Genomic DNA, 21,899 nt, shown 5'->3' on the forward strand with positions numbered 1-21,899 from the left:
CAGGTTCTAGCCTGGGGGGCGCGGCATTGCGCATGCCCGCAGACGCAAAACGCGTGCCCGACGCGCGTGCAAGGCACAGGAACGAGGAACCCAGATGACCGACCCGGTGACGCTGGACGGCCAGGGGCCCATCGGTGAGTTCGACGAGAAGCGCGCCGAGAACGCCGTACGGGAACTGCTGATCGCGGTCGGTGAGGACCCGGATCGCGAGGGCCTGCGGGAGACGCCGGCGCGGGTCGCGCGGGCGTACAAGGAGATCTTCGCCGGTCTGTGGCAGCAGCCCGAGGACGTCCTGACGACGACGTTCGACCTGGGACACGACGAGATGGTCCTGGTGAAGGACATCGAGGTGTACTCGACGTGCGAGCACCACCTGGTGCCGTTCCGGGGTGTCGCCCACGTCGGGTACATCCCGTCCGAGGCCGGCAAGATCACGGGCCTGTCGAAGCTGGCCCGGCTGGTGGACGTCTACGCCCGCCGGCCGCAGGTCCAGGAACGGCTCACCACGCAGATCGCCGACTCCCTGATGAGCATCCTGGAGCCGCGGGGCGTCATCGTGGTCATCCAGTGCGAGCACATGTGCATGTCCATGCGCGGCATCCGCAAGCCGGGCGCGAAGACCATAACGTCCGCGGTGCGCGGCCAGCTCCGGGACGCGGCGACCCGCAACGAGGCGATGAGCCTCATCATGGCGCGCTGACCACGCCGGTGGCTCGGGCCGGCGGTCAGGCCGCCGGTTCCGCTCCCGTGGGGTTCTGGTCGTCGTCCTCGGGGAGCTTGCAGACCCGCTCCAGGAAGAGGGCGGCCGCTATCACGCCGAGGCAGGCCAGGAGCGAGAAACCGGCGTAGAGCGCCTGGTCGCGGCGGGCCGGGATGTCCAGCAGCTCCAGCAGGAAGACGCCCGTGCCGCCGTACATCCCGGCGACGAGCGCGGCCACCAGGGCGCTGGCCTGGCCGAAGACGACCGCCCGGGCCGCCATCAGCGGATCGACCCCCTTGGCGCCGGGCCGGCGCTCGCGCTGGGCCCTGAGCCGGGCGCGCAGCGAGAGCGCCGTGGAGAGCAGCACCACCGCGATCAGCGCGAGCACGACGGGGGCGGCCAGGGGGACGCTGGGCAGGGTCCCGATCGAGTTCCAGAGGCGGGCGCCCGCCCAGGACAGGATCGCGGCCACGACGAACACGCCGACCAGCACCCTGATGCGCAGCTCTCTCACGGTGTCCCTTCAGTTCCCCCGGACCGTCCCGGTGTGTGGTCGTGGTGGGTCTCGGTCCTGACCCGTCTCGACCTTAACGACTACTCGGGCAGGCGGAGTTCCAGGTCCGCGCGCGGTGCCACACCCTCACGGGTGACGGCGGACAGCAGATCGGCCACCGCGCCGCGGCCGGTGAGCCGCGCCTGCGGGTCCACGTCGTGCCAGGGCGCGAGCACGAAGGCACGCTCGTGGGCGCGCGGGTGGGGCAGGGTGAGGTGCGGGTCGTCGGAGGTGACGTCCGCGTAGGCCACGATGTCGACGTCCAGCGTGCGCGGGCCCCAGCGCTCGTCCCGGACGCGGTGGAAGGCCTCCTCGACGGCGTGCGCCCGCTCCAGCAGGGAGTCCGGGGGCAGGGTCGTCTTCAGGACCACGACCGCGTTGAAGTACGACGGCTGGCTGCCGGGAGCCACGCCCCACGGCTCCGTCTCGTACACCGGGGAGACCGCCTTCACGCGGACGCCCGGGGTGTCCTCCAGGGCGTCGACGGCCCCCTGAAGGGTCTCCAGGCGGTTGCCGAGGTTGGAGCCGATGGAGACGACGGCCCACTGCGGGTTGTGCAGGGTCGTGTCGGCGGCGTCCACCTTCTCGACGACCGAGGCGGGCACCGGCTGGACGGTGGGGTCGCTCTGACCCTGGCGGAAAGGTCGGGTCATACTCGGCTCCGGGTGATGGTGACGGTCACGTCGTCGAAGGGGACGGTGATCGGTGCGTCGGGCTTGTGGACGCAGACCTCGACCTCCCGGACGCCCTCGTGCTCCAGGCAGGTCCGGGCGATCTGCTCGGCGAGCGTCTCGATGAGGTTGACCGGCTCCCCCTCGACCACGGCCACGACCTCCTCGGCGACGATGCCGTAGTGCACGGTCTTCGCCAGGTCGTCGTCGGCCGCCGCCGGCCGGGTGTCCAGGCCGAGGACGAGGTCCACGATGAAGGTCTGCCCCTCCTCGCGCTCCCTGGGGAACACACCGTGGTGCCCGCGGGCCTTCAGGCCGCGCAGCGCGACACGATCCACGCGAATCACTCCTGCAATCGTCGGGAACGGCCGGTCGGTACCGCGTGCGGGCGGTACACCGGCCTTGGACGAATCTACCTGCGGGCACCGACAGAGCCGGGCCGCGGGGGCGTCGGGCCGGGCCGCGGCGCGGAGGGTTCACCGGATGTTCCCCCCGGGGAACCCGGCCGTGCCGGCGGCTGGTAGCCGCTCATACCCCCGGCGGGTGATTCCAATCACTCTCCGTCCCCGTCCCGCTCTCCTGCGTGTGCCGAGGGTCGGCCGGCCTCCGTCCGCTCAGGCGAGAGGCTCGTCACCCGGATCCACGCCGTTCACGCTCTCCTCGTCGTCCTCGTCGTCGGTCTCGGCCAGGACGGGGGAGGCGTGGTGGGACCAGAGCTTCCAGCCGGCGGGGGTGCGCCGGAACACGTTCGTGGCGACCACGAGCTGCCCGACCAGCGGCCCGAGTTCCGCGCCCTCCTCCGGGGCGGGACCGCCGCTGAGGATGTTCTCCGTGCAGGACACGAGCGCGGTGTCACCGGTGACGGAGACATGCACGTCGGTGAGGAAGAACTGGATGTAGTCGGTGTTCGCCATGATCAGGGCGTACGACCTGAGGACCTCGCCGCGGCCGGTGAGCACCGGCCAGCCGGGGTGCACGCAGGAGACGACGCCGGTGTCGGCGGGGTCGTGGTACGTCTCGTCCACGCCCAGGTCGACGGGGGCGAGCCAGAGCGAGGAGACCTCTTCGAAGTCACCGCGTTCCAGCGCCTCGTAGAAGGCGGTGTTGGCGGCCTCGACCTGCTCGACATCGGTATGGGGGGCGCTCACCGGTCTCCTTCCGCCCCGCGCTCGCCTTCGGCGCCCGGCGCGTGCGCTGTCCCCGGTGGCGCCTCGCGCCCGTCCCCCGGGCCCGGCGCCGTCCCCGCCGTACGCGCTCCCTCAACGGCCCGTGCCACCCGTACGGCGTCCGCGGTGGCGCGTACCTCGTGCACACGCACCGCCCATGCGCCGGCCTGGGCGGCGAGCGCCGACACGGCGGCCGTGGCGGCGTCGCGCTCCCGGGCGGGCGGGGGCGCGCCCTCCGGACCGGCGAGGACCCGGCCGAGGAACCGCTTGCGGGAGGCGGCGACCAGCAGGGGGTGGCCCAGGGCGCGCAGGCGGTCGAGGTGGGCGAGGAGGGCCAGGTCGTGGCCGGCCTCCTTGGAGAAGCCGAGGCCGGGGTCGACGACGATGCGGTCGGGGGCGACGCCGCCCGCCAGCACGGCCTCCACGCGCGCGTGCAGCTCGGCCACGACTTCGGTGACGACGTCCTCGTAGACGCCCCGGGCGTTGCCGCCCTGGAGGAAGCCGCGCCAGTGCATGACGACGAACGGGGCGCCCGCCTCGGCGACCACCGGGATCATCGCGGGATCGGCCAGGCCGCCGCTGACGTCGTTGACGAGGGCGGCGCCGGCCGCGAGGGACTGTTCGGCGACACACGCGCGCATGGTGTCCACGGAGACGGCGACGCCCTCGGAGGCCAGGCCGCGCACCACGGGGATGACCCGCCGCAGTTCCTCCGCCTCGTCCACGCGCGTGGCCCCGGGCCGGGTGGACTCGCCGCCGACGTCGATCAGGTCCGCGCCCTCGGCCACCAGACCGAGGCCGTGTTTGACGGCGGCGGTCGTGTCGAACCAGCGGCCGCCGTCGGAGAAGGAGTCGGGGGTCACGTTCACGACCCCCATGACCGCGCACCGGTCCCATGCCGGAAGGCCGGCCACTCGGCCGCGCCCGCTGAGGTTGTTCATACGTTCAGCGTAGGCCCAGCAGGGGGCCGTGAACGCGCGGCGACCCGGGCGGAGGCCCTCGTGCCGGAGGGGGTGGGCCTTCCGCCCGGGCCGGTCCCGGCGCCGCACTTGGTCCGGCCCGGGCTCAGGCCGCCCGGACGTCCCGTTCTCCCATTGCGTGGGCGCAGGGGCGCTGGGCGGCCGTCCGGCGCCGGCGCAGGAAGCGCGGCAGCGGCAGGGCGAGGTTGACGAAGCCCTCCGCCTGCATGGCGGCGAAGCCGATGCGGGGAAGGTCGCCGGAGGCCCGGTAGACCACGAACCGGGGCTCCCAGCGCGGCTGGAACTTGGCGTTGAACTTGTACAGCGACTCGATCTGGAACCAGCGCGAGAGGAACACCAGCAGTCCGCGCCAGGCCCGCAGGACGGGACCGGCGCCGATCTTCTCGCCGCGCGCGAGGGCGGAGCGGAACATCGCGAAGTTCAGCGAGACCCGGGTGATGCCGAGCTTCGGGGCGGCCTGCAGGGCGGCGACGATCAGCAGTTCGTTCATGCCCGGGTCGGCGCTGCGGTCACGGCGCATCAGGTCCAGCGAGACGCCGTCCCCGCCCCAGGGCACGAAGTGCAGGATCGCCTTCAGGTCGCCGTACTCGCCCACCGCGTCGTCGGCCTTGTGCGCGGTGGCGATCAGGCAGTCGCCGTCGGACGGGTCGCCGATGCGGCCGAGCGCCATGGAGAAGCCGCGCTCGGTGTCGGTGCCCCGCCAGTCCTCCGCGGCGCGGCGGATCCGCTCCAGCTCGGCGTCGCCGACGTCACGGATGCGCCGTACCCGGGTTTCGTAGCCGGCCCGCTCGATGCGCTTGACCATCTGACGCACGTTGCGCATCGCGCGTCCGGCGAGCGAGAAATCCGCCACGTCCACCACCGCCTCGTCGCCCAGTTCCAGGGCGTCCAGGCCGGTCTCGCGGGTCCACACCTCGCCGCCCGTCTCCGAGCAGCCCATCACGGCGGGGGTCCAGGAGTGGGCCCTGGCCTCGTCCATGAAGCGTTCGATGGCGCCCGGCCACGCCTCGACGTCACCGATGGGGTCGCCGCTGGCGAGCATCACGCCGGACACGACCCGGTAGGTGACCGCGGCCTTGCCGCTCGGCGAGAACACGACGGCCTTGTCGCGGCGCAGCGCGAAGTGGCCGAGCGAGTCGCGCCGGCCGTGCTTCTCCAGGAGCGCACGCAGCCTGCCCTCGTCCTCCTCGGTGAGGCGCGCGGCCGGGTGTTCGGGACGGAAGGCCAGGTAGACGGTGGTGACGGCGGTGATCCAGCCGAGCGCGCCGAGGGAGAAGGCGACGGTCCAGGAGGTGTTGCCCTGGTAGTCGACCGGGCCCTCGAAGCCGAACAGGCCGTAGATGACGTGCGTCAGCCGGTCGGCCAGGCTCGGGTCGCCGATCGTCCGGTCCGGGTGGACGCTGACGATGACCATTCCGAGAACGAGGGAACCGGCGCTCATGAGCACGAAGTTGGCGAGCGCCCGCCACCTGCTGCGCGGGTCGGGGAGGGCGGCGAACTGGTCCCGGTGGCGCAGCAGCGGCACCAGCAGCACGAAAGCGATGAGCATGCCGACGACCGAGTGCCGGTACGCGAACTGCGCCACCGCGCCCGCCGGCAGCAGCGCGACCGCCGCGCGCCACGCCCGGCGCTTGCGCCGCTTGAGCCCGTGCGCGAGCAGCAGCAGCAGCACGCCCGCGCTCAGCGAGAGCGCCGCCGCGAACGGCCCGAACGAGCCCGGCAGCACCTCGGCCAGGGCGTGCATACGGCTGTGACGGAAGCGCGGGAACACACCCGCGGCAATGTCCAGGACGCCCACGAGCGCGGCGGCCCTGCCGACCAGAGCGGGAACGGCCTCGGGGCGCGGGCCGCGCAGCACTCGCCGCGCCCGGCTTGATCGACTCGGAACCTCGCCCGACATTTCCCCATCTATCCTGACAGACATCGCATCCCGTAGTTCTGCGAGAGACCTTGAACCCGGGCCCGATCGGGCATCCGGCGACATTGCGCCCTCTAGGACGGTGTCTCGGCAACAGAGGTTCACTCCTCACCGGAAAGTCCGGTCAAAGGCCAAGGAAAGCCCCGGGCAAGCCTTCGCGACGAGTGTGGGCAGGGTACGGGCGGAAAGCGCAGGCAGGAAACAGCTCATGGGTCTCACGAGCAACAAAGTGCTGGTGCTGGCGATCGTGATCGCCGCCGGGCTGTTCGTCGGCACGGTGTGGCTGTGGCCGCGCCTCGCCCGCCGGAGCTGGCGGGCCGTCGGCGGACGGGTCGGTCTGATGCTGGCCACCCAGCTGGCGCTCTTCGCGTCCGTCGGGCTCGCCGCCAACCAGGCCTTCGGCTTCTACGCCAGCTGGGCGGACCTGTTCGGCACGGAGACCGAGCAGGGGATCGTGGTCGACCACTCGGCCAACGGCAGCACCGGCGGTCCCCTCCAAGTGGTCTCCACCTCCGACGTACCCGGGGTGCGCGCCGCGCGGCCGGAGACCGGCGGGCAGGTGCAGAAGGTCGACATCATCGGCCGTACGACCCACATCGCCACCCCGGCGTACGTCTACCTGCCGCCGGAGTACTTCCAGCCGCAGTACCGCACGCGCACGTTCCCGGCCACCGTGGTGCTGACCGGCTACCCCGGCACGGCGCGGTCGCTGGTGGACAAGCTGAACTACCCGCGCACGGCGCAGCAGCTGTCCAAGGACGGGCGGATGCAGCCGATGATCCTGATCATGCTGCGGCCCACCGTGGCCCCGCCGCGGGACACCGAGTGCGTGGACATCCCGGGCGGGCCGCAAGCGGAAACGTTTTTCGCGAAGGATCTGCCGGACGCCGTCCTCACGCACTACCGGGCCGGCAAGCGCCCGGGCAGCTGGGGCGTCATCGGTGACTCCACGGGCGGCTACTGCGCGCTCAAGCTCGCCATGCACCACCCCGGCGTGTACGCGGCCGGCGCCGGCCTCTCGCCGTACTACAGGGCGCCCATCGACCCCACCACCGGTGACCTCTTCCGCGGCGACGCGGAACTGCGCAACCGGGCCGACCTGTCGTGGCTCCTCCAGCACGAGTCCGCGCCGGACACGTCGCTGCTCGTGACCAGCAGCAGGGTCGGAGAGCACAACTACAACGCCACGATGAAGTTCATCGCGCGCGTGCAGGCCACGAACCTGACCCGGATCTCGTCGATCATCCTCGACAGCGGCGGGCACAACTTCAACACCTGGCGGCGCGAGATCCCGCCGTCGCTCCAGTGGCTCAGCGGGCGGCTCACCGACCGGTGAGCCCGTGGCACCCCTGACGCTCCGTGAAGCACACGCCATGGCTGTGTTTTTACGGGGCGGGGGCCCATGATTCGCCTACGGGCGGTAAGTTTCTGGCCATGCCACGTGGACGCCACCGCCATTCCCCGCCTCTGCACCGGCTGTTGCCTCCCTCGGCGCTCGCCGGTGTGTCCGTCATCTGCGCGCTGGGCCCCTGGGTGTTCGCCGAGGCGCCGGTGGTGCGCGCGCTGGCCGCCGTGGCCGCCGCGACCGCGGTCGCCGGCGCGGTCGTGATGCGCCGCTGGGACACCCAGGCGGGCAAGCAGGTCGCCGAACTCACGCGCGCGCGTGCCGGTGACGAATGGCGGTACGAGGAACGGGTCGCCGAACTGGAGACCGACCTCGAGGAGTCCCGCGAACTGCGGGTGAAGCTGGAGCAGCGGCTCAGGGCCAAGCGCGCCGAACTGGCGGGCCTGCGCAACGAGCACGCGGCCCTCCTGCGCCGGTACGCCACGGCGGAGACCGAACGCGCGAGCGCCCTGGAGGGACGCCGGCTGCTGGAGATCGAGGCCGTCGTGCCCGGGCCGGCGCCGTCCTCCTCCCCGGCCCTGCCGCCCGGCCGGAGCGCCCGGCCGGAGGCGGACCCGGGTGCCGCGGACGTGTCCGGGGGCGCGGCGGCGCGGTACCCGGTGTTCTCCTCCGAGGGCGCGCGGCTGTACCGGCGGGCCCTGACGGCCCTGGCCCGGTTCGACCGGGAGGCACCGGGCGGGCCGGGCGCCGAGCCCGACCCGGAGCCCGAGCCGGAGGCCGCCGCCGTGCCCGAGGCCGACGCGGAGGGTGCGGCCGGGACCGTGGGCGACGCGCCGCCAGCTCTCGTGGGCGAGGTGACTCCCGTGGGTGAACCGGCGGAAGCCGTCGCCGAAGGAGAAGACACCGCGGCAGCCGTGACGGACGCCGATGCCGCCGACGCCGACGCCGCCGCCGACCCGGACACCGGCACCGTGCCGGCGGCCGAGGCCGCGCGTCCCGCGGCGCGGCCGCCCGCCGGGCACTTCACGGTGCCCACCGCCGTGGCCGTCGCCCCGGTCGCGCCCGCGCGGCGCCCGGCGGTCGAGGGCGGCTTCGACTTCTTCGGCACCCAGAAGGGCGCGCCGAAGGCCGCGCTGGACGCCGTGCAGAACGAGGACCTGGCCGACGTCGTCGGCCAGGAGGCGCTCGCCGTGCACAAGGCCGAGGCCGAGTCCGGGTTCAAGCCCGCCGACGCGCGATCCCGGGGCGTCGGCCAGGTCATCGACCTGACGGCGCACGACGAGACCGAGCAGATCGACGTCGAGAGGCTGCGCGGCGCGGCCTCCTGAGCCCCCGTCAGCGGTACGGACGCGTCAGGGGACCAGGCGCCCCTGACGAACGGGCCCGGCCCTCCCGCGAGGGGGAGCCGGGCCCGACGCCGTGGTCCGGCGGAGCCGACCGCCGGCCCGCCGTCAGTCGGTGGTCATCCAGCGGTCCGGCAGGGCGTCCCGGCGGCCCGTGCGGGACCTCTCCGCCTGTTCCGCCAGGAGCCGCGCGGCCTCCTCGGCGCCCCGCAGCCGGGCCGTGACGGTCTTGCCGGCCCCCGTGTCGACGTGGATGTCCGCGAGCCCCCAGCGGCGCTCCCAGGGGCCCTGGGTGAGCCGTACGCTCTGCACCTTGGCGTGCGGGACCAGCGAGAGCCGGCGGCGCAGCAGGCCGCTCCGGGCGGCGAACACCGTGCCGGTGACCGCGAGCCCGTGTCCGCGCCACCAGAGCGGGAGACACCACCGCGCCCGGCGCGGCACCCGTGCCGGATCCCGGGGCACCGTCACGCCGGGCAGCACGCGCGCGATGACGGACTCGGCGACCGCGCGCGGGGCGACGGGTATCAGCACCGAGTTGGCGGATCCGGCCACGTCCAGTTCCACCCGCACCCAGCCCGGCCGGCGCCACAGCAGCGGCTCCATGATCCGCACGGTCTGCACGCGGCCGGGCGGTACCGTCTCGTGCGCGCGGTCGAGCAGCCCGTGGTCGATGCGCAGCCCGTCCGGCGACTCGCTCACCGTCCAGTCCAACTCGGTGACGAAGCGCCCCGCGCTGCGCGCGCCGGCCGCGCCGAGCAGGGGCAGGGCGGTGGCGAGGACCGTCCACACGTTGTGGGTGGCGAGCCACAGCACCGTGGGTACGACGAGCGCGCCGACCAGCGAGAGCCACGTGGCTCCCGTCAGCACCAGGGAGCCCGCGAGCGCCCATGGGGGCACGTGCAGCAGCTCGCGCGCGGGCGCCTCGCCCACGCCGGCCGCCGTCTCGGGCGCGAAACCCGCCGCGCGCGCGAGCAGCTCCGCGCGCAGGGCCCGCGCCTCCCGCTCGCCCAGGAAGGCCAGTTCGTCCTTGTCGTCGGCGCCGACGACGTCGATCCGCAGCTTCGCGACGCCCGCCACGCGCGCGAGGAGCGGACGGGAGACGTCCACGGCCTGGATGCGCTCGAGGCGGATGTGCGCGGTGCGCCGGAACAGCAGGCCCGTACGGATGCGCAGTTCGGTCCCGGTGACCGCGAAGTGCGTGAACCACCAGGACAGGAAGCCGTAGAGACCGGCCACCGGCACCACCACGGCGGCTCCCAGCAGCAGCATGGTGCCGGTCAGCCGGTCCAGCTGCTCCTGCGCACCGCCCGGGTCGTGCACCGCCCAGCCGGCCAGTACGGCGAGCGGTGCCCACGCCCGGCGGAAGGGCGTCACCGGATGAAGCCGGCGCTCGGCGACGGGCGGCTGCCGCGGTATGCCGCCCTCCGGTACGCCTTCGTCCTGGACGCCGCCGTCCAGCCGGCCGCTGTCCGCCGGTATGCCGCCGTCCAGGCCGCCGCCCTCCGCCGGTATGCCGCCGTCCGCGCCGCCGCCCTCCGTGCCGCCGGCGCGGCCCGGGGGTGTCACAGGCCCGCCGATCGTGCCTCGCCCAGCTGGGTGAGCCGGTCCCGCAGGCGCTCCGCCTCGGCCGGGTCCAGGCCGGGGATGGTCGCGTCGGTCGCGGCGGCGGCCGTGTGCAGCTGCACGGTGGCCAGCCCGAAGCGCCGCTCCACGGGCCCGGAGGTCACCTCCACCAGCTGCATCCGCCCGTAGGGCACGACCGTCTCCTCGCGCCACAGGACACCGCGGCTGATCAGCAGGTCGTCGGCGCGCTCGGCGTACCGCCACGAGCGCCAGTTGCGCTCCAGCAGGCGCCAGCACCAGGCGGCGGACAGCAGGGGCAGCAGTGCCCAGGCCGCCCACGAGGGCCCCACGAGCAGCCCCAGCAGCAGCCCCGTGGCGAGTGCCAGCGCCCCCGCCCACACCCCCAGCAGCATCCGGCGCACGCGCAGCAGGCCGGGCCGCAGCCCCCGCCACGCCGGCTCGCCCGCCGCCGTTCCCGCGTCTTTCCCGCTCCCCGTTTCCATGGGGCCAGCGTACGTAGGGGAAACTGGGGCCATGACCCCTACGGCGGAGACCACGGTCGGGATCGGCGGCGCGGCGGAGAGCACCGACATGGTGCTCAACATCGGGCCCCAGCACCCGTCCACGCACGGTGTGCTGCGGCTCAGGCTCGTGCTGGACGGGGAGCGCATCGTGCGCGCGGAGCCGGTGATCGGCTACATGCACCGCGGCGCCGAGAAACTCTTCGAGGCCCGCGACTACCGGCAGATCATCATGCTCGCCAACCGCCACGACTGGCTGTCGGCGTTCTCCAACGAGCTGGGCGTGGTCCTCGCCGTGGAGCGGATGCTCGGCATGGAGGTGCCCGAACGGGCGGTGTGGACGCGCACCCTGCTCGCCGAGCTGAACCGGGTGCTGAACCACCTGATGTTCCTCGGTTCCTACCCGCTGGAGCTGGGCGGGATCACGCCGGTGTTCTACGCGTTCCGGGAGCGCGAGGTGATCCAGAACGTGATGGAGGAGGTCTCCGGCGGCCGCGTGCACTACATGTTCAACCGCGTCGGCGGCCTCAAGGAGGACCTGCCCGCCGGGTGGGCCGCACGCGCGCGTGCGGCGGTCGCCGCCGTCCGCTCGCGCATGGACGTCTTCGACGACCTGGTGCTCGGCAACGAGATCTTCCGGGGACGCACGCGCGGGGTCGGGGCGCTGGCGCCCGAGACGGTGCACGCCTACGGCGTGAGCGGGCCCGTCGCGCGCGGCTCGGGCGTCGACTTCGACCTGCGTCGCGACGAGCCGTACCTGGCCTACGGCGACCTCCAGGACGTCCTCGAGGTCGTCACCCGCGCCGAGGGCGACTGCCTCGCCCGCTTCGAGGTCCTGCTGGAGCAGACCCACAACGCGCTGGACCTCGCCGACGCCTGTCTGGACCGGCTCGCGCAGCTGCCGCCCGGACCGGTCAACCAGCGGCTGCCGAAGGTGCTGAAGGCACCCGAGGGGCACACGTACGCGTGGACGGAGAACCCGCTCGGCCTCAACGGCTACTACCTCGTCAGCAAGGGCGAGAAGACCCCGTACCGGCTCAAGCTGCGCTCGGCGTCGTACAACAACATCCAGGTGCTGACCGAGCTGCTGCCGGGGACGCTGGTGGCGGACATGGTGGCGATCCTGGGGTCGATGTTCTTCGTGGTCGGCGACATCGACAAGTAGGCCGCCGGGGGCCCACCGGTCAGCGGGGGCCGCCCGGGTCCAGGGGGTCCGGGATGCCGACCGGCTGGAGCAGCCACCCGAAGTCGCCGAGTCCGCCCGGGGCGGTCAGCTCGGCGGCCTCGCCGGCGCTCGCCAGGGCGCGCACGTAGGCGGCGGGGTCCGTGGAAGCCAGCGCGAGCGGGGGGCGTGCGCCGGTGATGTCCAGGGCGCGCAGCGCGGCGCGTTGCGTGAGCAGGCGCGGGTCGCCCAGCTCGCGCGCCGTTCCGTCGGTCCCCTGCGCCGTGCGGGGCAGCGCCCCCTCCGGCCGGGTGGACCCGGGCGCCGCCGCGCACGCGTCCAGGGCGACGTGTGCCGTGATGTCGCAGGACCCGTCCGGCACGGGCGCCGTCCCGCGCCCCTCCCGGAAACCGGTGAGGGTGCCGAACGGGGGGCGCGTGCGAACGGTGTGCGCGTAGTCCACGGCCACCGCGAGCCCCGCGGCCACCCGGTCCACGGCCGCCGCCCAGGCCCGGTCCCGGGGCAGTCCGATCTCCGCCCGCAGTCCCTCCTCGGCCGGCAGCGGCCACCAGCGTGCGAGCCAGTCGGCGTCCGGGCCCGTCACGGGCTCACCGAGCCGCTCGGAGCCGTCCGCCGCGACCAGCACCAGCCGGGGCACGCCGGCGCGGTCCACCTCGGTGACGTCCACGGGGACGTTGTCCAGCCACTCGTTGGCGAACAGCAGCCCGGTGACCGCCTCCGGGAGGTCGTGCCGCCAGGTGACACGGGGGTCGAGGCCGGCCGGGCGGCCGGCGATCTCCACGGCGTACGCACGCGCGCGTGCCGCCACCCCGGGCGGCAGCGCGGCGAGCACCCCGGTGACCAGTTCCCCCCGCCCGGCGCCCAGGTCGACGAAGTCCAGCACCGCGGGCCGCCCCAGGGCCTCGTCGACCCGGCACAGCAGCCGGGCCACGGCCCGCGCGAACAGCGGGGAGGCGTGCACGGACGTGCGGAAGTGACCCGCCGGGCCCTCGGGGCGCCGGTAGAAGCCCGCGGGCCCGTACAGCGCCGCCTCGGCCGCCGAGCGCCAGCCGCGCCGGCCGCGCGGGCCGCGATCCTCGCGCGGGTCCTCCGCCGTCGTCCCGTCCGTCTCGTCCGCCACCGGAACAGACTAGGCGCACAGATGATCAGGTTCTCCACCTTGCGGAGTACACGCGCCGGGCCCGGATCGGCCCTCCGGTTGACCCCTGCACACATCCGGTTTACCTACTCTGGGTTACGTGCAGCGCCTCTATGACTTCCTCCGCCGCCACCCGACCTGGGTCGACGCCTTCTGGGCCGTCGCCCTGTTCGGGCTGTCCGGCCTGAGCGTGGTCAGCCTCGACGGGGTGCGAGGTCACCACGGAACGCTCTTCGTGGGGATGGCCGTGTCCGCCGTCCTGTGTGCCGTCGTGGCGCTGCGCCGCCGTTTCCCGGAGCCCATGCTGCTGGTCGCCCTGGTGACCGGGCTGGCCCAGCTGGTGCTGGACGTCGAGACGACCGTCGCCGACTTCGCCATGCTGGTGATCACCTACACGGTGGCGGCGGTCGGTGAGCGCTGGGCCTCCCGGCTCGCGCTCGCCGTCAGCCTCTGTGCGGCGGCCCTCGCCCAGATCCGCTGGCCGGCCGAGCACACCGGTTTCCTCGGGCAGATCGCCATAGTGGTCTTCCAGACGGTGCCCTTCGCCCTGGCCTGGGTGCTCGGCGACTCCATGCGCACCCGGCGCGCGTACTTCGCCCAGCTGGAGGAGCGCGCGACGCGGCTGGAGAAGGAGCGCGAGGCCCAGTCGAAGGTCGCGGTCGCCGCCGAGCGCGCCCGGATCGCGCGCGAGCTGCACGACGTCGTCGCCCACAACGTGTCCGTGATGGTGGTGCAGGCCGACGGCGCCGCCTACGTCATGGACGCCGCGCCCGACCAGGCCAGGAAGGCCCTGGAGACGATCTCGTCCACCGGCCGCCAGGCCCTGGCCGAGATGCGCCGCCTGCTGGGCGTGCTGCGCACCGGGGAGCACCAGGAGGGCGGCGAGTACGTCCCGCAGCCCGACGTCGAGCAGATCGACGACCTGGTCGAGCAGTGCCGCAGCTCCGGCCTGCCCGTCGACTTCCGGGTGGAGGGGACTCCGCGCCCGCTGCCCAGCGGGGTGGAGCTGACCGCGTACCGGATCGTGCAGGAGGCGCTCACCAACACCCGCAAGCACGGCGGCCCCCACGCGGGCGCGAGCGTCCGGCTGGTCTACTTCGACGACGGTCTCGGCCTGCTGGTCGAGGACGACGGCAAGGGCGCCCCGCACGAGCTGTACGAGGAGGGCGGTGCGGACGGGCAGGGACACGGCCTGATCGGGATGCGCGAGCGGGTCGGCATGGTCGGAGGCACGCTGGACGCCGGCCCGCGCCCGGGCGGAGGATTCCGGATCAGCGCCCTGCTGCCGCTGAAACCGGCGCACTGAGCCCGCCGCGCACCCCCTGCTGACCCCCGCACCCCCTCCGCCGACGGCAGCCGCAGACGGCACCGGACGGCGAGGACGGCAACCGAAGACACGGAAGAGGACCCGATGACGATCCGCGTGATGCTCGTCGACGACCAGGTGCTGCTGCGCACCGGGTTCCGGATGGTGCTCGCCGCCCAGCCGGACATGGAGGTCGTCGCGGAGGCGGGCGACGGCGTGGAGGCCCTCCAGGTGCTGCGGTCCGCCGCCGTGGACGTCGTCCTGATGGACGTCCGCATGCCCAAGCTGGACGGCGTGGAGGCCACCCGGCGGATCTGCTCGGAGCCGGACGCGCCGAAGGTGCTCATCCTGACCACGTTCGACCTGGACGAGTACGCGTTCTCGGGCCTGAAGGCGGGCGCCTCCGGCTTCATGCTCAAGGACGTGCCGCCCGGCGACCTGCTGGCGGCCATCCGTGCCGTGCACAGCGGTGACGCGGTCGTGGCGCCCTCCACCACCAGGCGCCTGCTGGACCGCTTCGCGCCGCTGCTGCCCTCCGCCGGGAACGCCCCCCGGCACAAGGAGCTGGAGCGGCTCACCGAGCGGGAACGCGAGGTGATGCTGCTGGTCGCGCAGGGCCTGTCCAACGGTGAGATCGCCGCCCGGCTGGTGCTCAGCGAGGCGACGGTGAAGACCCACGTGGGCCGCATCCTGACCAAGCTCGGCCTGCGCGACCGCGTACAGGTGGTCGTCCTGGCGTACGAGACGGGCCTGGTGCGCGCGGGCGGCCACGGCTGACGCCGCCCCACCGGGCGGGGCCTCAGCGCAGGACGCCCTCGATGAAGTCGCTGCCCAGCCGGGCCACCGCCGACAGGTCCAGCTGGTGCTGGACGTACCGGCCGCGGCGGCAGCCGCTGATCAGGCCCGCCTTCTTGAGCACCGTCAGGTGCCGGGATATCTCGGGCGCCGACATGCCGTGCGCGTCGGCCAGCTCGCTCGTGGTGTGCGGGGCCCGCGCCAGATGCCGGCACAGCCGCATCCGCACCGGGTGGGCCAGCGCCTCCATGCGGCGGGTGAGCTGCTCCACCGAGGGGGCCTGCGCGCGCGTGCCGCTCGCCGGGTAGGTGATCGAGGGCTGCCAGCCGTACCGGTGCAGGACCATCACGTGCGGCCAGCCGAGGCTGGTCGGCACCAGCACCAGGCGGCCGTCGCCCGTGGCGGCATGGCCCACCAGCAGCTTGTCGACCGTGATGAGCCCGGCCTCCTCGTCCAGCGAGATCGCCCCGGACAGGGACGCCAGGGCCTCCCCGAGTCCCTTGCGGCGCAGCAGGTCCGTCTTGTGCCGGGCGTCCGCGGCCAGCTGGGGATGGACGCGGGCCCAGGCCTCGGCGAAGAACGCCTCGTCGCAGTCGAGCATCAGCTGCCGGAACCAGGCGCGGACGGCCGGGGGATCGGTCAGCAGGCGGCGCGTGAACCGCTCCTGGACGGCGCCGCGCGCGGCGGCCAGCTCCAGGGAGCGCCGGCGCAGCTGCGGGTCGTCCAGCGGACCCGGTTCCTTCAGGTCGTAGCGCAGCTGGCAGGTGAACTCCAGGGCGGCGTTGACGAACTGGTCGTCCGTCAGCGTGTCCAGCTGGTCCAGCTCCTCGGCGAGCGTGGCCCCGGGGAGCGCGTGACCGCCCGGAACACCGGCGAACGGCGCGAAGACGTCCGAGAACGTCGTACGCCACAGGAAGTCCGCCTCGCACAGCCGGTCCGCCAGGCAGGGGTCCAGCCGGGAGGAGACGGCGGTGGCCCAGCCCCGCAGGTCCGGGTGGTGGCCGGGTTCGCTGAGCGCGTGCAGCGCCATCCCCAGCTCGGCGAGGGGAGAGGGCACGACGGAGACCCTCGCCCACCTCTCGGCCGCGTGCGGGCCGGAGGCGTCCCCGTCGGTGGCCAGCCCGGTGATGTCGATGGTCACGCTCATGCCCCCATCGTGCACCGCGCCACTGACACCGCCCCGGTGGATTGACGGCAATCGTCAATCCACGGGACATCGGTCCGGGGCCGGAGCAGGCTGAGGACACCGGGGCAGCCGCGGAGCCCGATCGGTCGCCGAGCGATCGGTGACCGGCCGACGATCGTTCGGCGAGCAGTCGGTCATTGCCTCTACCCACGCATCCCGAGAAGGCGGTCCGCCATGAGCATCACCCAGCAGTACCTCCTCGACAGCTACCGCGCCCGCCTGCACGGCGAGCCCGAACCGCCCGCGCCGGGCCGCGGCGAACTCGGTCTGATCCGCGAACTGAGCGACCACCGGCGCTTCAGCGCGGTCGTCGACGGGCGCCCGGCGCACGGACGGCTGCGCAGCGCCCTGGACCGCTGGCCGCGCCCGCGCGCGCTGTGACCCACGCGCCGCACCGGCTCTCCCCGCACGCCCGCTACGGCAGCCGCGCCACGAACTCCGCGACCGCCGCCCGCACGTCCTGCGCCGTCCACTCCAGCCCGGCCTCGTCGACCGTGACCTCCGTGAACGCGAGCCCGGGCCCGGCCGGTTCCCAGCCGTTGGCGAACAGCAGAACCGAGGTCTCCTCGGCCTGACGCACCGCCGCCTCCGCCGGTACGTCCGCGTCGTACGGCAGCCAGACCTGGAACTGGTGGATGTGCGGTTCCTCCGGGTGGACGCGCGACCAGGGCAGCCCCGCGGCCGCGAATCCCTCGCGCAGCGCGGCGGCCACCACGCGCGCGTGGCGCACGTGGTCGGGCAGCCGCGGCAGCTTCCGGTCGAGGCCCGCGAGCGCCGACAGCACGGTCGGGAACTGCTGCACGATCATCCCGCCGTACCGGTGTCGCCAGGCCCTGGCCTCATCGATCAGCGTGCGCGGGCCGGCGACGGCGGCACCGCCGAACGCGCCGAGGGACTTGTAGAACGACACGTAGACCGTGTCGGCGAGGCCGGCGATCTCCGCGAGCGGACGGCCGAAGTGGACGGTGGACTCCCACAGGCGCGCGCCGTCGAAGTGCACCACCGCGTCGCGCTCCCGCGCCGCCTCGACGACCTCCGTCAGCTCCTCCCAGGTGGGCAGCACGAAGCCGGCCTCCCTGAGGGGCAGTTCCAGCATGAGTGTGCCGAAGGGCTCCTCGAAGTCGCGTACCTCGTCGGCCGTGGGCAGCCGGGGCTCGGTGGTCACCTGGACCGGACGCAGGCCGCTCACCTCGCGGAACGCGTTCCGTTCATGCCGTTCCGGATGGGCGAGCGGATGCAGGGCGACCGTGGGCGAACCGGTGCGGGCGGCCCAGCAGCGCAGGGCGACCTGCTGGGCCATCGTGCCGGTCGGGAAGAACGCGGCGGCCTCCGTGCCGAGCAGGGCGGCGACCCGCTCCTCCAGGTGCGTGACGATCCGGTCGCCGTAGATGTCGGCCGGCTCGTCCAGGTCGTAGACCTCGGGGGCCGTCTCCATCAGGTACGCCAGCCGTTCGCCGATCGTGTCCCGCAGGCCGGGACGGGACAGCACACGCGCCGTCCGGTGGACGGCCGCCCGCCGCTGCCGCACCGACCGCTCGTCGCCCTGCTCCGCCGCATCGTCCATGCGCGCGATGATGCCGTGCCGCACGCGCGCGGGCACCCCGTTTTCGCCGCCGCCGGCCGACGGTGGCGAACGTGGGGTGGCCCACAGCCTGTGGACAACCGGCCGCCGTTCGCCGGATAGCGTTAACATGACGAGAAATCGTCCGGTACCCAGAGCGGACTGGAACGGGAAGGCCGCCGTCGCGTGAGTACAGACCACCAGCCAGATCTCAGGGACCGCCCCGCGCGGCTCACCGTCGGCGTCGTCGGCGCCGGCCGCGTGGGCCCCGCGCTGGCCGCGTCCCTCCAGCTCGCCGGGCACCGCCCGGTGGCCGTCTCGGGGGTCTCCGACGCCTCCCGGAGGCGCGCCGGGGCCCTGCTCCCGGACGTGCCCCTGGTGCCGCCCGCCGAGGTCCTGCGGCGAGCCGACCTGGTGCTGCTCACGGTCCCCGACGACGCCCTGCCCGGCCTGGTCGCGGGCCTGGCCGAGACGGGCGCGGTGCGGCCGGGACAGCTGCTCGTGCACACCTCCGGGCGGTACGGCGCGAAGGTGCTCGACCCGGCCCTGCGCGCGGGCGCCCTGCCGCTGGCCCTGCACCCGGCGATGACCTTCACCGGCACGCCTGTGGACGTCCAGCGCCTCGCGGGCTGCTCCTTCGGTGTCACCGCCCCCGAGCAGCTGCGGCTGGCCGCCGAGGCCCTGGTGATCGAGATGGGCGGCGAGCCGGAGTGGATCAGCGAGGAGAACCGCCCGCTCTACCACGCGGCCCTGGCCCTCGGCGCCAACCACCTGGTGACCCTGGTCGCGCAGTCCATGGAGCTGCTGCGCACCGCCGGCGTGGCGGCGCCCGACCGGATGCTCGGCCCGCTGCTCGGCGCCGCCCTGGACAACGCCCTGCGCTCCGGTGACGCGGCCCTGACCGGGCCCGTCGCGCGCGGGGACGCCGGCACGGTCGCCGCGCACGTCACCGAGCTGCGCAAGCACGCCCCGCAGGCGGTGGCGGGCTACCTGGCGATGGCCCGCGCGACGGCCGACCGGGCCCTCGCCCACGGTCTGCTGAAGCCGGAACTGGCCGAGGACCTCCTCGGGGTACTCGCCGACGGGGGCCTCGGAGCCCCCGGAGCCCCGGGGAGCCCCGGACCCGACGGAACCGGCGGCCCGGACCGCACCGGCGGCTCCGGCGGCACTGACGCCTCCGACGGGACGACCGGCACCGACGGCTCGACCGGCACCGACGGCACCGACGGCTCGACCGGCATCGAGGGGAACGACCGATGACCACCGCCCTGCTCAGCACCGCCGCAGAGCTGCACGCGCGGGTGCGCCGCGGCCGTCGTGCCGTCGTGATGACCATGGGCGCCCTGCACGAGGGCCACGCGACCCTGATCCGCACCGCGCGCGAGATCGCCGGCCCGGACGGCGAGGTCGTCGTCACGGTGTTCGTGAACCCGTTGCAGTTCGGCGCGGGCGAGGACCTCGACCGCTACCCCCGCACCCTCGACGCCGACCTGGCGCTGGCCGGGCGGTCCGGCGCCGACGCCGTGTTCGCGCCCTCCGTGGACGAGGTCTACCCGGGCGGCGAACCCCAGGTGCGTGTCTCCGCCGGCCCCATGGGCGAGCGGCTGGAGGGCGGTTCGCGGCCCGGGCACTTCGACGGCATGCTCACCGTCGTCGCCAAGCTGCTGCACCTCACCCGCCCCGATGCCGCCCTGTTCGGGCAGAAGGACGCCCAGCAGCTGGCCATGATCCGGCGCATGGTGCGGGACCTGAACTTCGGCGTCGACATCGTCGCCGTACCGACCGTGCGGGAGGAGGACGGGCTCGCCCTGTCCAGCCGCAACCGCTACCTCTCGCCGCCGGAGCGCCGTACCGCGCTCGCGCTGTCCCGCGCCCTGTTCGCGGGCCGGGACCGGCACGCGGCGCAGGAGGCGCTGTGCGCGCGGGCCCGGGAAGTGCCCTCCACGCACGCGCGTGCCGAGGCGCTGAGCGCCCTGGGCGAGTCGCGTGCGGCGGCCGACGCGCACGCGGTGGCGACGGCCGCGCCCGGCGGCCCGGCGGCCGTCCGTGCCGCCGCCCGCCAGGTCCTGGACGACGCCGCCCGCCTCGAACCGCCGCTCCGGCTGGACTACCTCGCGCTGGTCGATCCCGCCGACTTCACGGAGATCGCCGACGACTTCACCGGCGAGGCCGTCCTCGCCGTCGCCGCCCGGGTCGGCACGACCCGGCTGATCGACAACCTCCCCCTCACCTTCGGAGCCGCCTCGTGACCAGCACAGGCATACGACTGCACGCACCCGCGCCCGGCTGGGCCGTCTCCGCGGACGTGGTCGTCGTCGGCTCCGGAGTGGCAGGCCTGACCGCGGCGCTGCGCTGCGAGGCCGCCGGACTCAGCACGGTCGTCGTCACCAAGGCCCGCCTGGACGACGGCTCGACCCGCTGGGCGCAGGGCGGCATCGCCGCCGCCCTCGGCGAGGGCGACACCCCCGAGCAGCACCTTCAGGACACCCTGGTGGCGGGCGCGGGCCTGTGCGACGAGGAGGCCGTACGGATCCTCGTCACCGAGGGCCCCGACGCGGTACGGCGGCTCATCGACACCGGCGCCCACTTCGACGAGTCCGCCGAGGGGAGGCTGGAGCTCACCCGCGAGGGCGGCCACCACCGACGCCGCATCGCGCACGCGGGCGGCGACGCGACCGGCGCGGAGATCTCCCGGGCGCTCGTGGAGGCCGTCCGCGCGCGCGGGCTGCGGACCGTCGAGAACGCGCTGGTACTGGACCTGCTGACCGACGCGGAGGGCCGCACGGCCGGCGTCACCCTGCACGTGATGGGCGAGGGCCAGCACGACGGCGTGGGCGCCGTGCACGCCCCCGCGGTCGTCCTCGCGACCGGCGGCATGGGTCAGGTGTTCTCCGCGACCACCAACCCGTCGGTGTCGACCGGTGACGGCGTGGCGCTGGCGCTGCGCGCGGGCGCGGAGGTCAGCGACCTGGAGTTCGTGCAGTTCCACCCGACCGTGCTGTTCCTCGGCACGGACGCCGAGGGCCAGCAGCCGCTGGTCTCCGAGGCCGTCCGCGGCGAGGGCGCCCACCTGGTCGACGGAGACGGCGTGCGCTTCATGGTGGGGCAGCACGAACTGGCCGAACTGGCCCCGCGGGACATCGTCGCCAAGGGCATCATGCGGCGGATGCAGGAGCAGGACGCCGAGCACATGTTCCTCGACGCCCGGCACTTCGGCGCCGAGATGTGGGAGCACCGCTTCCCGACCATCCTGGCCGCCTGCCGGGCCAACGGCATCGACCCGGTCACCGAGCCCATCCCGATCGCCCCGGCCGCCCACTACGCCTCCGGCGGTGTCCGCACCGACGCCCACGGCCGGACGACCGTGCCCGGCCTGTACGCGTGCGGCGAGGTCGCGTGCACCGGCGTGCACGGCGCCAACCGGCTCGCCTCCAACTCGCTCCTCGAAGGGCTCGTGTACGCCGAGCGGATCGCCGCCGACATCGCCGCCGCGCACGCGGACGACGGCCTGCGCGCACGCGTGCCCGCACCGGTCCCGCACCCCGGCAGGCCCGCGCACCCGCTGCTCGCCCCGGAGAGCCGGTTCGCGATCCAGCGGATCATGACCGGCGGCGCCGGCGTGCTGCGCTCGGAGGAGTCCCTGGCCCGGGCCGCGGACCAGCTCCAGGACCTGCACAGCCAGGCCCGGGACGCGCTGGAGGAGAACGGCAAGACCGCCGAGCCCGGTGTGGACACCTGGGAGGCGACGAACCTCCTGTGCGTGGCCCGGGTCCTGGTCGCCGCGGCCCTGCTGCGCGAGGAGACCCGTGGCTGCCACTGGCGCGAGGACCGGCCCGAGCGCGACGACACCACCTGGCGGCGCCACATCGTCGTACGGCTCAACGCGGACCGGTCGCTGGCCGTACGCACCACCGCCACCGCAGACTTCCCCCCGATCCGGCCCGACCAGCGTCCACAGGAGCAGTGACAG

General features: G+C 74.2%; 21 protein-coding genes. 10 read left to right on the forward strand and 11 right to left on the reverse strand.

The window, feature by feature from the left end:
* Positions 1–94 precede the first annotated feature (94 nt).
* Positions 95–700 (forward strand): GTP cyclohydrolase I FolE, encoded by a 606-nt coding sequence (gene folE, locus AB0F03_RS24630; protein ID WP_356821310.1) that lies wholly within the window; start codon positions 95–97, stop codon positions 698–700.
* Positions 701–725: 25 nt separating this feature from the next.
* On the opposite strand, the gene AB0F03_RS24635 is transcribed toward folE, so the two are convergent.
* The 6 genes from AB0F03_RS24635 to AB0F03_RS24660 all read right to left on the reverse strand — a co-directional run bounded on the left by AB0F03_RS24635 (position 726) and on the right by AB0F03_RS24660 (position 5,970).
* Positions 726–1,214: a DUF3180 domain-containing protein gene (locus AB0F03_RS24635; RefSeq protein ID WP_361995587.1), complete on the reverse strand. Its 489-nt coding sequence runs from the start codon at positions 1,212–1,214 to the stop codon at positions 726–728.
* Between the two features lie 80 nt (positions 1,215–1,294).
* Positions 1,295–1,906 carry a 2-amino-4-hydroxy-6-hydroxymethyldihydropteridine diphosphokinase gene (gene folK, locus AB0F03_RS24640; RefSeq protein WP_361995589.1) on the reverse strand — a complete coding sequence of 204 codons (612 nt, stop codon included), beginning with the start codon at positions 1,904–1,906 and terminating at the stop codon, positions 1,295–1,297.
* A complete protein-coding gene (gene folB, locus AB0F03_RS24645) occupies positions 1,903–2,262 on the reverse strand; it encodes a dihydroneopterin aldolase (protein WP_361995591.1) in 360 nt (119 codons plus the stop codon). Before folB ends, folK begins: the two co-directional genes overlap by 4 nt.
* Positions 2,263–2,538: 276 nt before the next feature.
* The gene (locus AB0F03_RS24650; RefSeq protein ID WP_361995593.1) at positions 2,539–3,072 is read right to left on the reverse strand and encodes a nuclear transport factor 2 family protein; all 534 of its coding nucleotides are present in this window, start codon (positions 3,070–3,072) and stop codon (positions 2,539–2,541) included.
* Entirely contained in the window at positions 3,069–4,031 is a 963-nt protein-coding gene (gene folP, locus AB0F03_RS24655; protein ID WP_361995595.1) for a dihydropteroate synthase, read from the reverse strand. Before folP ends, AB0F03_RS24650 begins: the two co-directional genes overlap by 4 nt.
* A 124-nt stretch (positions 4,032–4,155) precedes the next feature.
* Positions 4,156–5,970 carry a phosphatidylglycerol lysyltransferase domain-containing protein gene (locus tag AB0F03_RS24660; protein ID WP_361995597.1) on the reverse strand — a complete coding sequence of 605 codons (1,815 nt, stop codon included), beginning with the start codon at positions 5,968–5,970 and terminating at the stop codon, positions 4,156–4,158.
* Positions 5,971–6,196: 226 nt separating this feature from the next.
* Here AB0F03_RS24660 and AB0F03_RS24665 point away from each other — a divergent pair, with 226 nt between their 5' ends.
* Together AB0F03_RS24665 and AB0F03_RS24670 are read left to right on the forward strand one after the other, a co-directional pair.
* Entirely contained in the window at positions 6,197–7,324 is a 1,128-nt protein-coding gene (locus AB0F03_RS24665) for an alpha/beta hydrolase-fold protein (protein WP_361995599.1), read from the forward strand.
* A gap of 98 nt (positions 7,325–7,422) precedes the next feature.
* Positions 7,423–8,661: a hypothetical protein gene (locus AB0F03_RS24670; RefSeq protein WP_361995600.1), complete on the forward strand. Its 1,239-nt coding sequence runs from the start codon at positions 7,423–7,425 to the stop codon at positions 8,659–8,661.
* A gap of 123 nt (positions 8,662–8,784) precedes the next feature.
* Here AB0F03_RS24670 and AB0F03_RS24675 read toward each other — a convergent pair whose 3' ends face one another.
* On the reverse strand, positions 8,785–10,134 hold the full coding sequence (locus AB0F03_RS24675) for a PH domain-containing protein (protein WP_361995696.1): 1,350 nt from the start codon (positions 10,132–10,134) through the stop codon (positions 8,785–8,787).
* A gap of 104 nt (positions 10,135–10,238) precedes the next feature.
* Positions 10,239–10,742 (reverse strand): PH domain-containing protein, encoded by a 504-nt coding sequence (locus AB0F03_RS24680; protein ID WP_361995602.1) that lies wholly within the window; start codon positions 10,740–10,742, stop codon positions 10,239–10,241.
* 31 nt (positions 10,743–10,773) lie between these two features.
* Here AB0F03_RS24680 and AB0F03_RS24685 point away from each other — a divergent pair, with 31 nt between their 5' ends.
* Positions 10,774–11,925, forward strand: coding sequence for an NADH-quinone oxidoreductase subunit D (locus AB0F03_RS24685; RefSeq protein ID WP_361995604.1), 1,152 nt, complete (start codon positions 10,774–10,776; stop codon positions 11,923–11,925).
* Positions 11,926–11,944: 19 nt separating this feature from the next.
* Here the strand turns inward: AB0F03_RS24685 and AB0F03_RS24690 are convergent, their stop codons facing one another.
* Entirely contained in the window at positions 11,945–13,063 is a 1,119-nt protein-coding gene (locus tag AB0F03_RS24690; protein WP_361995605.1) for an SAM-dependent methyltransferase, read from the reverse strand.
* Positions 13,064–13,181: 118 nt separating this feature from the next.
* Here AB0F03_RS24690 and AB0F03_RS24695 point away from each other — a divergent pair, with 118 nt between their 5' ends.
* Both AB0F03_RS24695 and AB0F03_RS24700 read left to right on the forward strand, forming a co-directional pair.
* Entirely contained in the window at positions 13,182–14,387 is a 1,206-nt protein-coding gene (locus tag AB0F03_RS24695; protein WP_361995607.1) for a sensor histidine kinase, read from the forward strand.
* A 105-nt stretch (positions 14,388–14,492) separates the two neighbouring features.
* Complete coding sequence (locus AB0F03_RS24700) at positions 14,493–15,164, forward strand: response regulator transcription factor (RefSeq protein ID WP_361995609.1); 672 nt, start codon at positions 14,493–14,495, stop codon at positions 15,162–15,164.
* 22 nt (positions 15,165–15,186) lie between these two features.
* On the opposite strand, the gene AB0F03_RS24705 is transcribed toward AB0F03_RS24700, so the two are convergent.
* Positions 15,187–16,329, reverse strand: coding sequence for a DUF5937 family protein (locus AB0F03_RS24705; RefSeq protein WP_361995611.1), 1,143 nt, complete (start codon positions 16,327–16,329; stop codon positions 15,187–15,189).
* A 213-nt stretch (positions 16,330–16,542) separates the two neighbouring features.
* Between AB0F03_RS24705 and AB0F03_RS24710 the strand changes: the two genes are divergently transcribed.
* Entirely contained in the window at positions 16,543–16,749 is a 207-nt protein-coding gene (locus tag AB0F03_RS24710) for a hypothetical protein (RefSeq protein WP_361995613.1), read from the forward strand.
* Positions 16,750–16,783: 34 nt separating this feature from the next.
* Here AB0F03_RS24710 and AB0F03_RS24715 read toward each other — a convergent pair whose 3' ends face one another.
* Positions 16,784–17,932: a beta-eliminating lyase-related protein gene (locus tag AB0F03_RS24715; protein WP_361995615.1), complete on the reverse strand. Its 1,149-nt coding sequence runs from the start codon at positions 17,930–17,932 to the stop codon at positions 16,784–16,786.
* Positions 17,933–18,115: 183 nt separating this feature from the next.
* Here AB0F03_RS24715 and AB0F03_RS24720 point away from each other — a divergent pair, with 183 nt between their 5' ends.
* Genes AB0F03_RS24720 through AB0F03_RS24730 form a run of 3 tightly spaced genes read left to right on the forward strand, consistent with a single transcriptional unit; the run spans position 18,116 to position 21,896 of the window.
* A complete protein-coding gene (locus AB0F03_RS24720) occupies positions 18,116–19,189 on the forward strand; it encodes a DUF2520 domain-containing protein (protein ID WP_361995617.1) in 1,074 nt (357 codons plus the stop codon).
* Positions 19,186–20,178 carry a pantoate--beta-alanine ligase gene (gene panC, locus AB0F03_RS24725; protein ID WP_361995619.1) on the forward strand — a complete coding sequence of 331 codons (993 nt, stop codon included), beginning with the start codon at positions 19,186–19,188 and terminating at the stop codon, positions 20,176–20,178. Before AB0F03_RS24720 ends, panC begins: the two co-directional genes overlap by 4 nt.
* Positions 20,175–21,896 carry an L-aspartate oxidase gene (locus tag AB0F03_RS24730; RefSeq protein WP_361995621.1) on the forward strand — a complete coding sequence of 574 codons (1,722 nt, stop codon included), beginning with the start codon at positions 20,175–20,177 and terminating at the stop codon, positions 21,894–21,896. Before panC ends, AB0F03_RS24730 begins: the two co-directional genes overlap by 4 nt.
* Positions 21,897–21,899 lie beyond the last annotated feature (3 nt).

The organism is Streptomyces sp. NPDC028722, assembly GCF_040637655.1.
Taxonomy (GTDB): domain Bacteria; phylum Actinomycetota; class Actinomycetes; order Streptomycetales; family Streptomycetaceae; genus Streptomyces.

Coding starts and splice junctions, on each gene's coding strand:
- folE (WP_356821310.1), top strand. CDS start 95: ATGACCGACCCGGTGACGCTGGACGGCCAGGGGCCCATCGGTGAGTTC.
- folK (WP_361995589.1), bottom strand. CDS start 1,906: ATGACCCGACCTTTCCGCCAGGGTCAGAGCGACCCCACCGTCCAGCCG.
- folP (WP_361995595.1), bottom strand. CDS start 4,031: ATGAACAACCTCAGCGGGCGCGGCCGAGTGGCCGGCCTTCCGGCATGG.
- AB0F03_RS24660 (WP_361995597.1), bottom strand. CDS start 5,970: ATGTCGGGCGAGGTTCCGAGTCGATCAAGCCGGGCGCGGCGAGTGCTG.
- AB0F03_RS24665 (WP_361995599.1), top strand. CDS start 6,197: ATGGGTCTCACGAGCAACAAAGTGCTGGTGCTGGCGATCGTGATCGCC.
- AB0F03_RS24670 (WP_361995600.1), top strand. CDS start 7,423: ATGCCACGTGGACGCCACCGCCATTCCCCGCCTCTGCACCGGCTGTTG.
- AB0F03_RS24680 (WP_361995602.1), bottom strand. CDS start 10,742: ATGGAAACGGGGAGCGGGAAAGACGCGGGAACGGCGGCGGGCGAGCCG.
- AB0F03_RS24685 (WP_361995604.1), top strand. CDS start 10,774: ATGACCCCTACGGCGGAGACCACGGTCGGGATCGGCGGCGCGGCGGAG.
- AB0F03_RS24700 (WP_361995609.1), top strand. CDS start 14,493: ATGACGATCCGCGTGATGCTCGTCGACGACCAGGTGCTGCTGCGCACC.
- AB0F03_RS24705 (WP_361995611.1), bottom strand. CDS start 16,329: ATGAGCGTGACCATCGACATCACCGGGCTGGCCACCGACGGGGACGCC.
- AB0F03_RS24710 (WP_361995613.1), top strand. CDS start 16,543: ATGAGCATCACCCAGCAGTACCTCCTCGACAGCTACCGCGCCCGCCTG.
- AB0F03_RS24715 (WP_361995615.1), bottom strand. CDS start 17,932: ATGGACGATGCGGCGGAGCAGGGCGACGAGCGGTCGGTGCGGCAGCGG.
- panC (WP_361995619.1), top strand. CDS start 19,186: ATGACCACCGCCCTGCTCAGCACCGCCGCAGAGCTGCACGCGCGGGTG.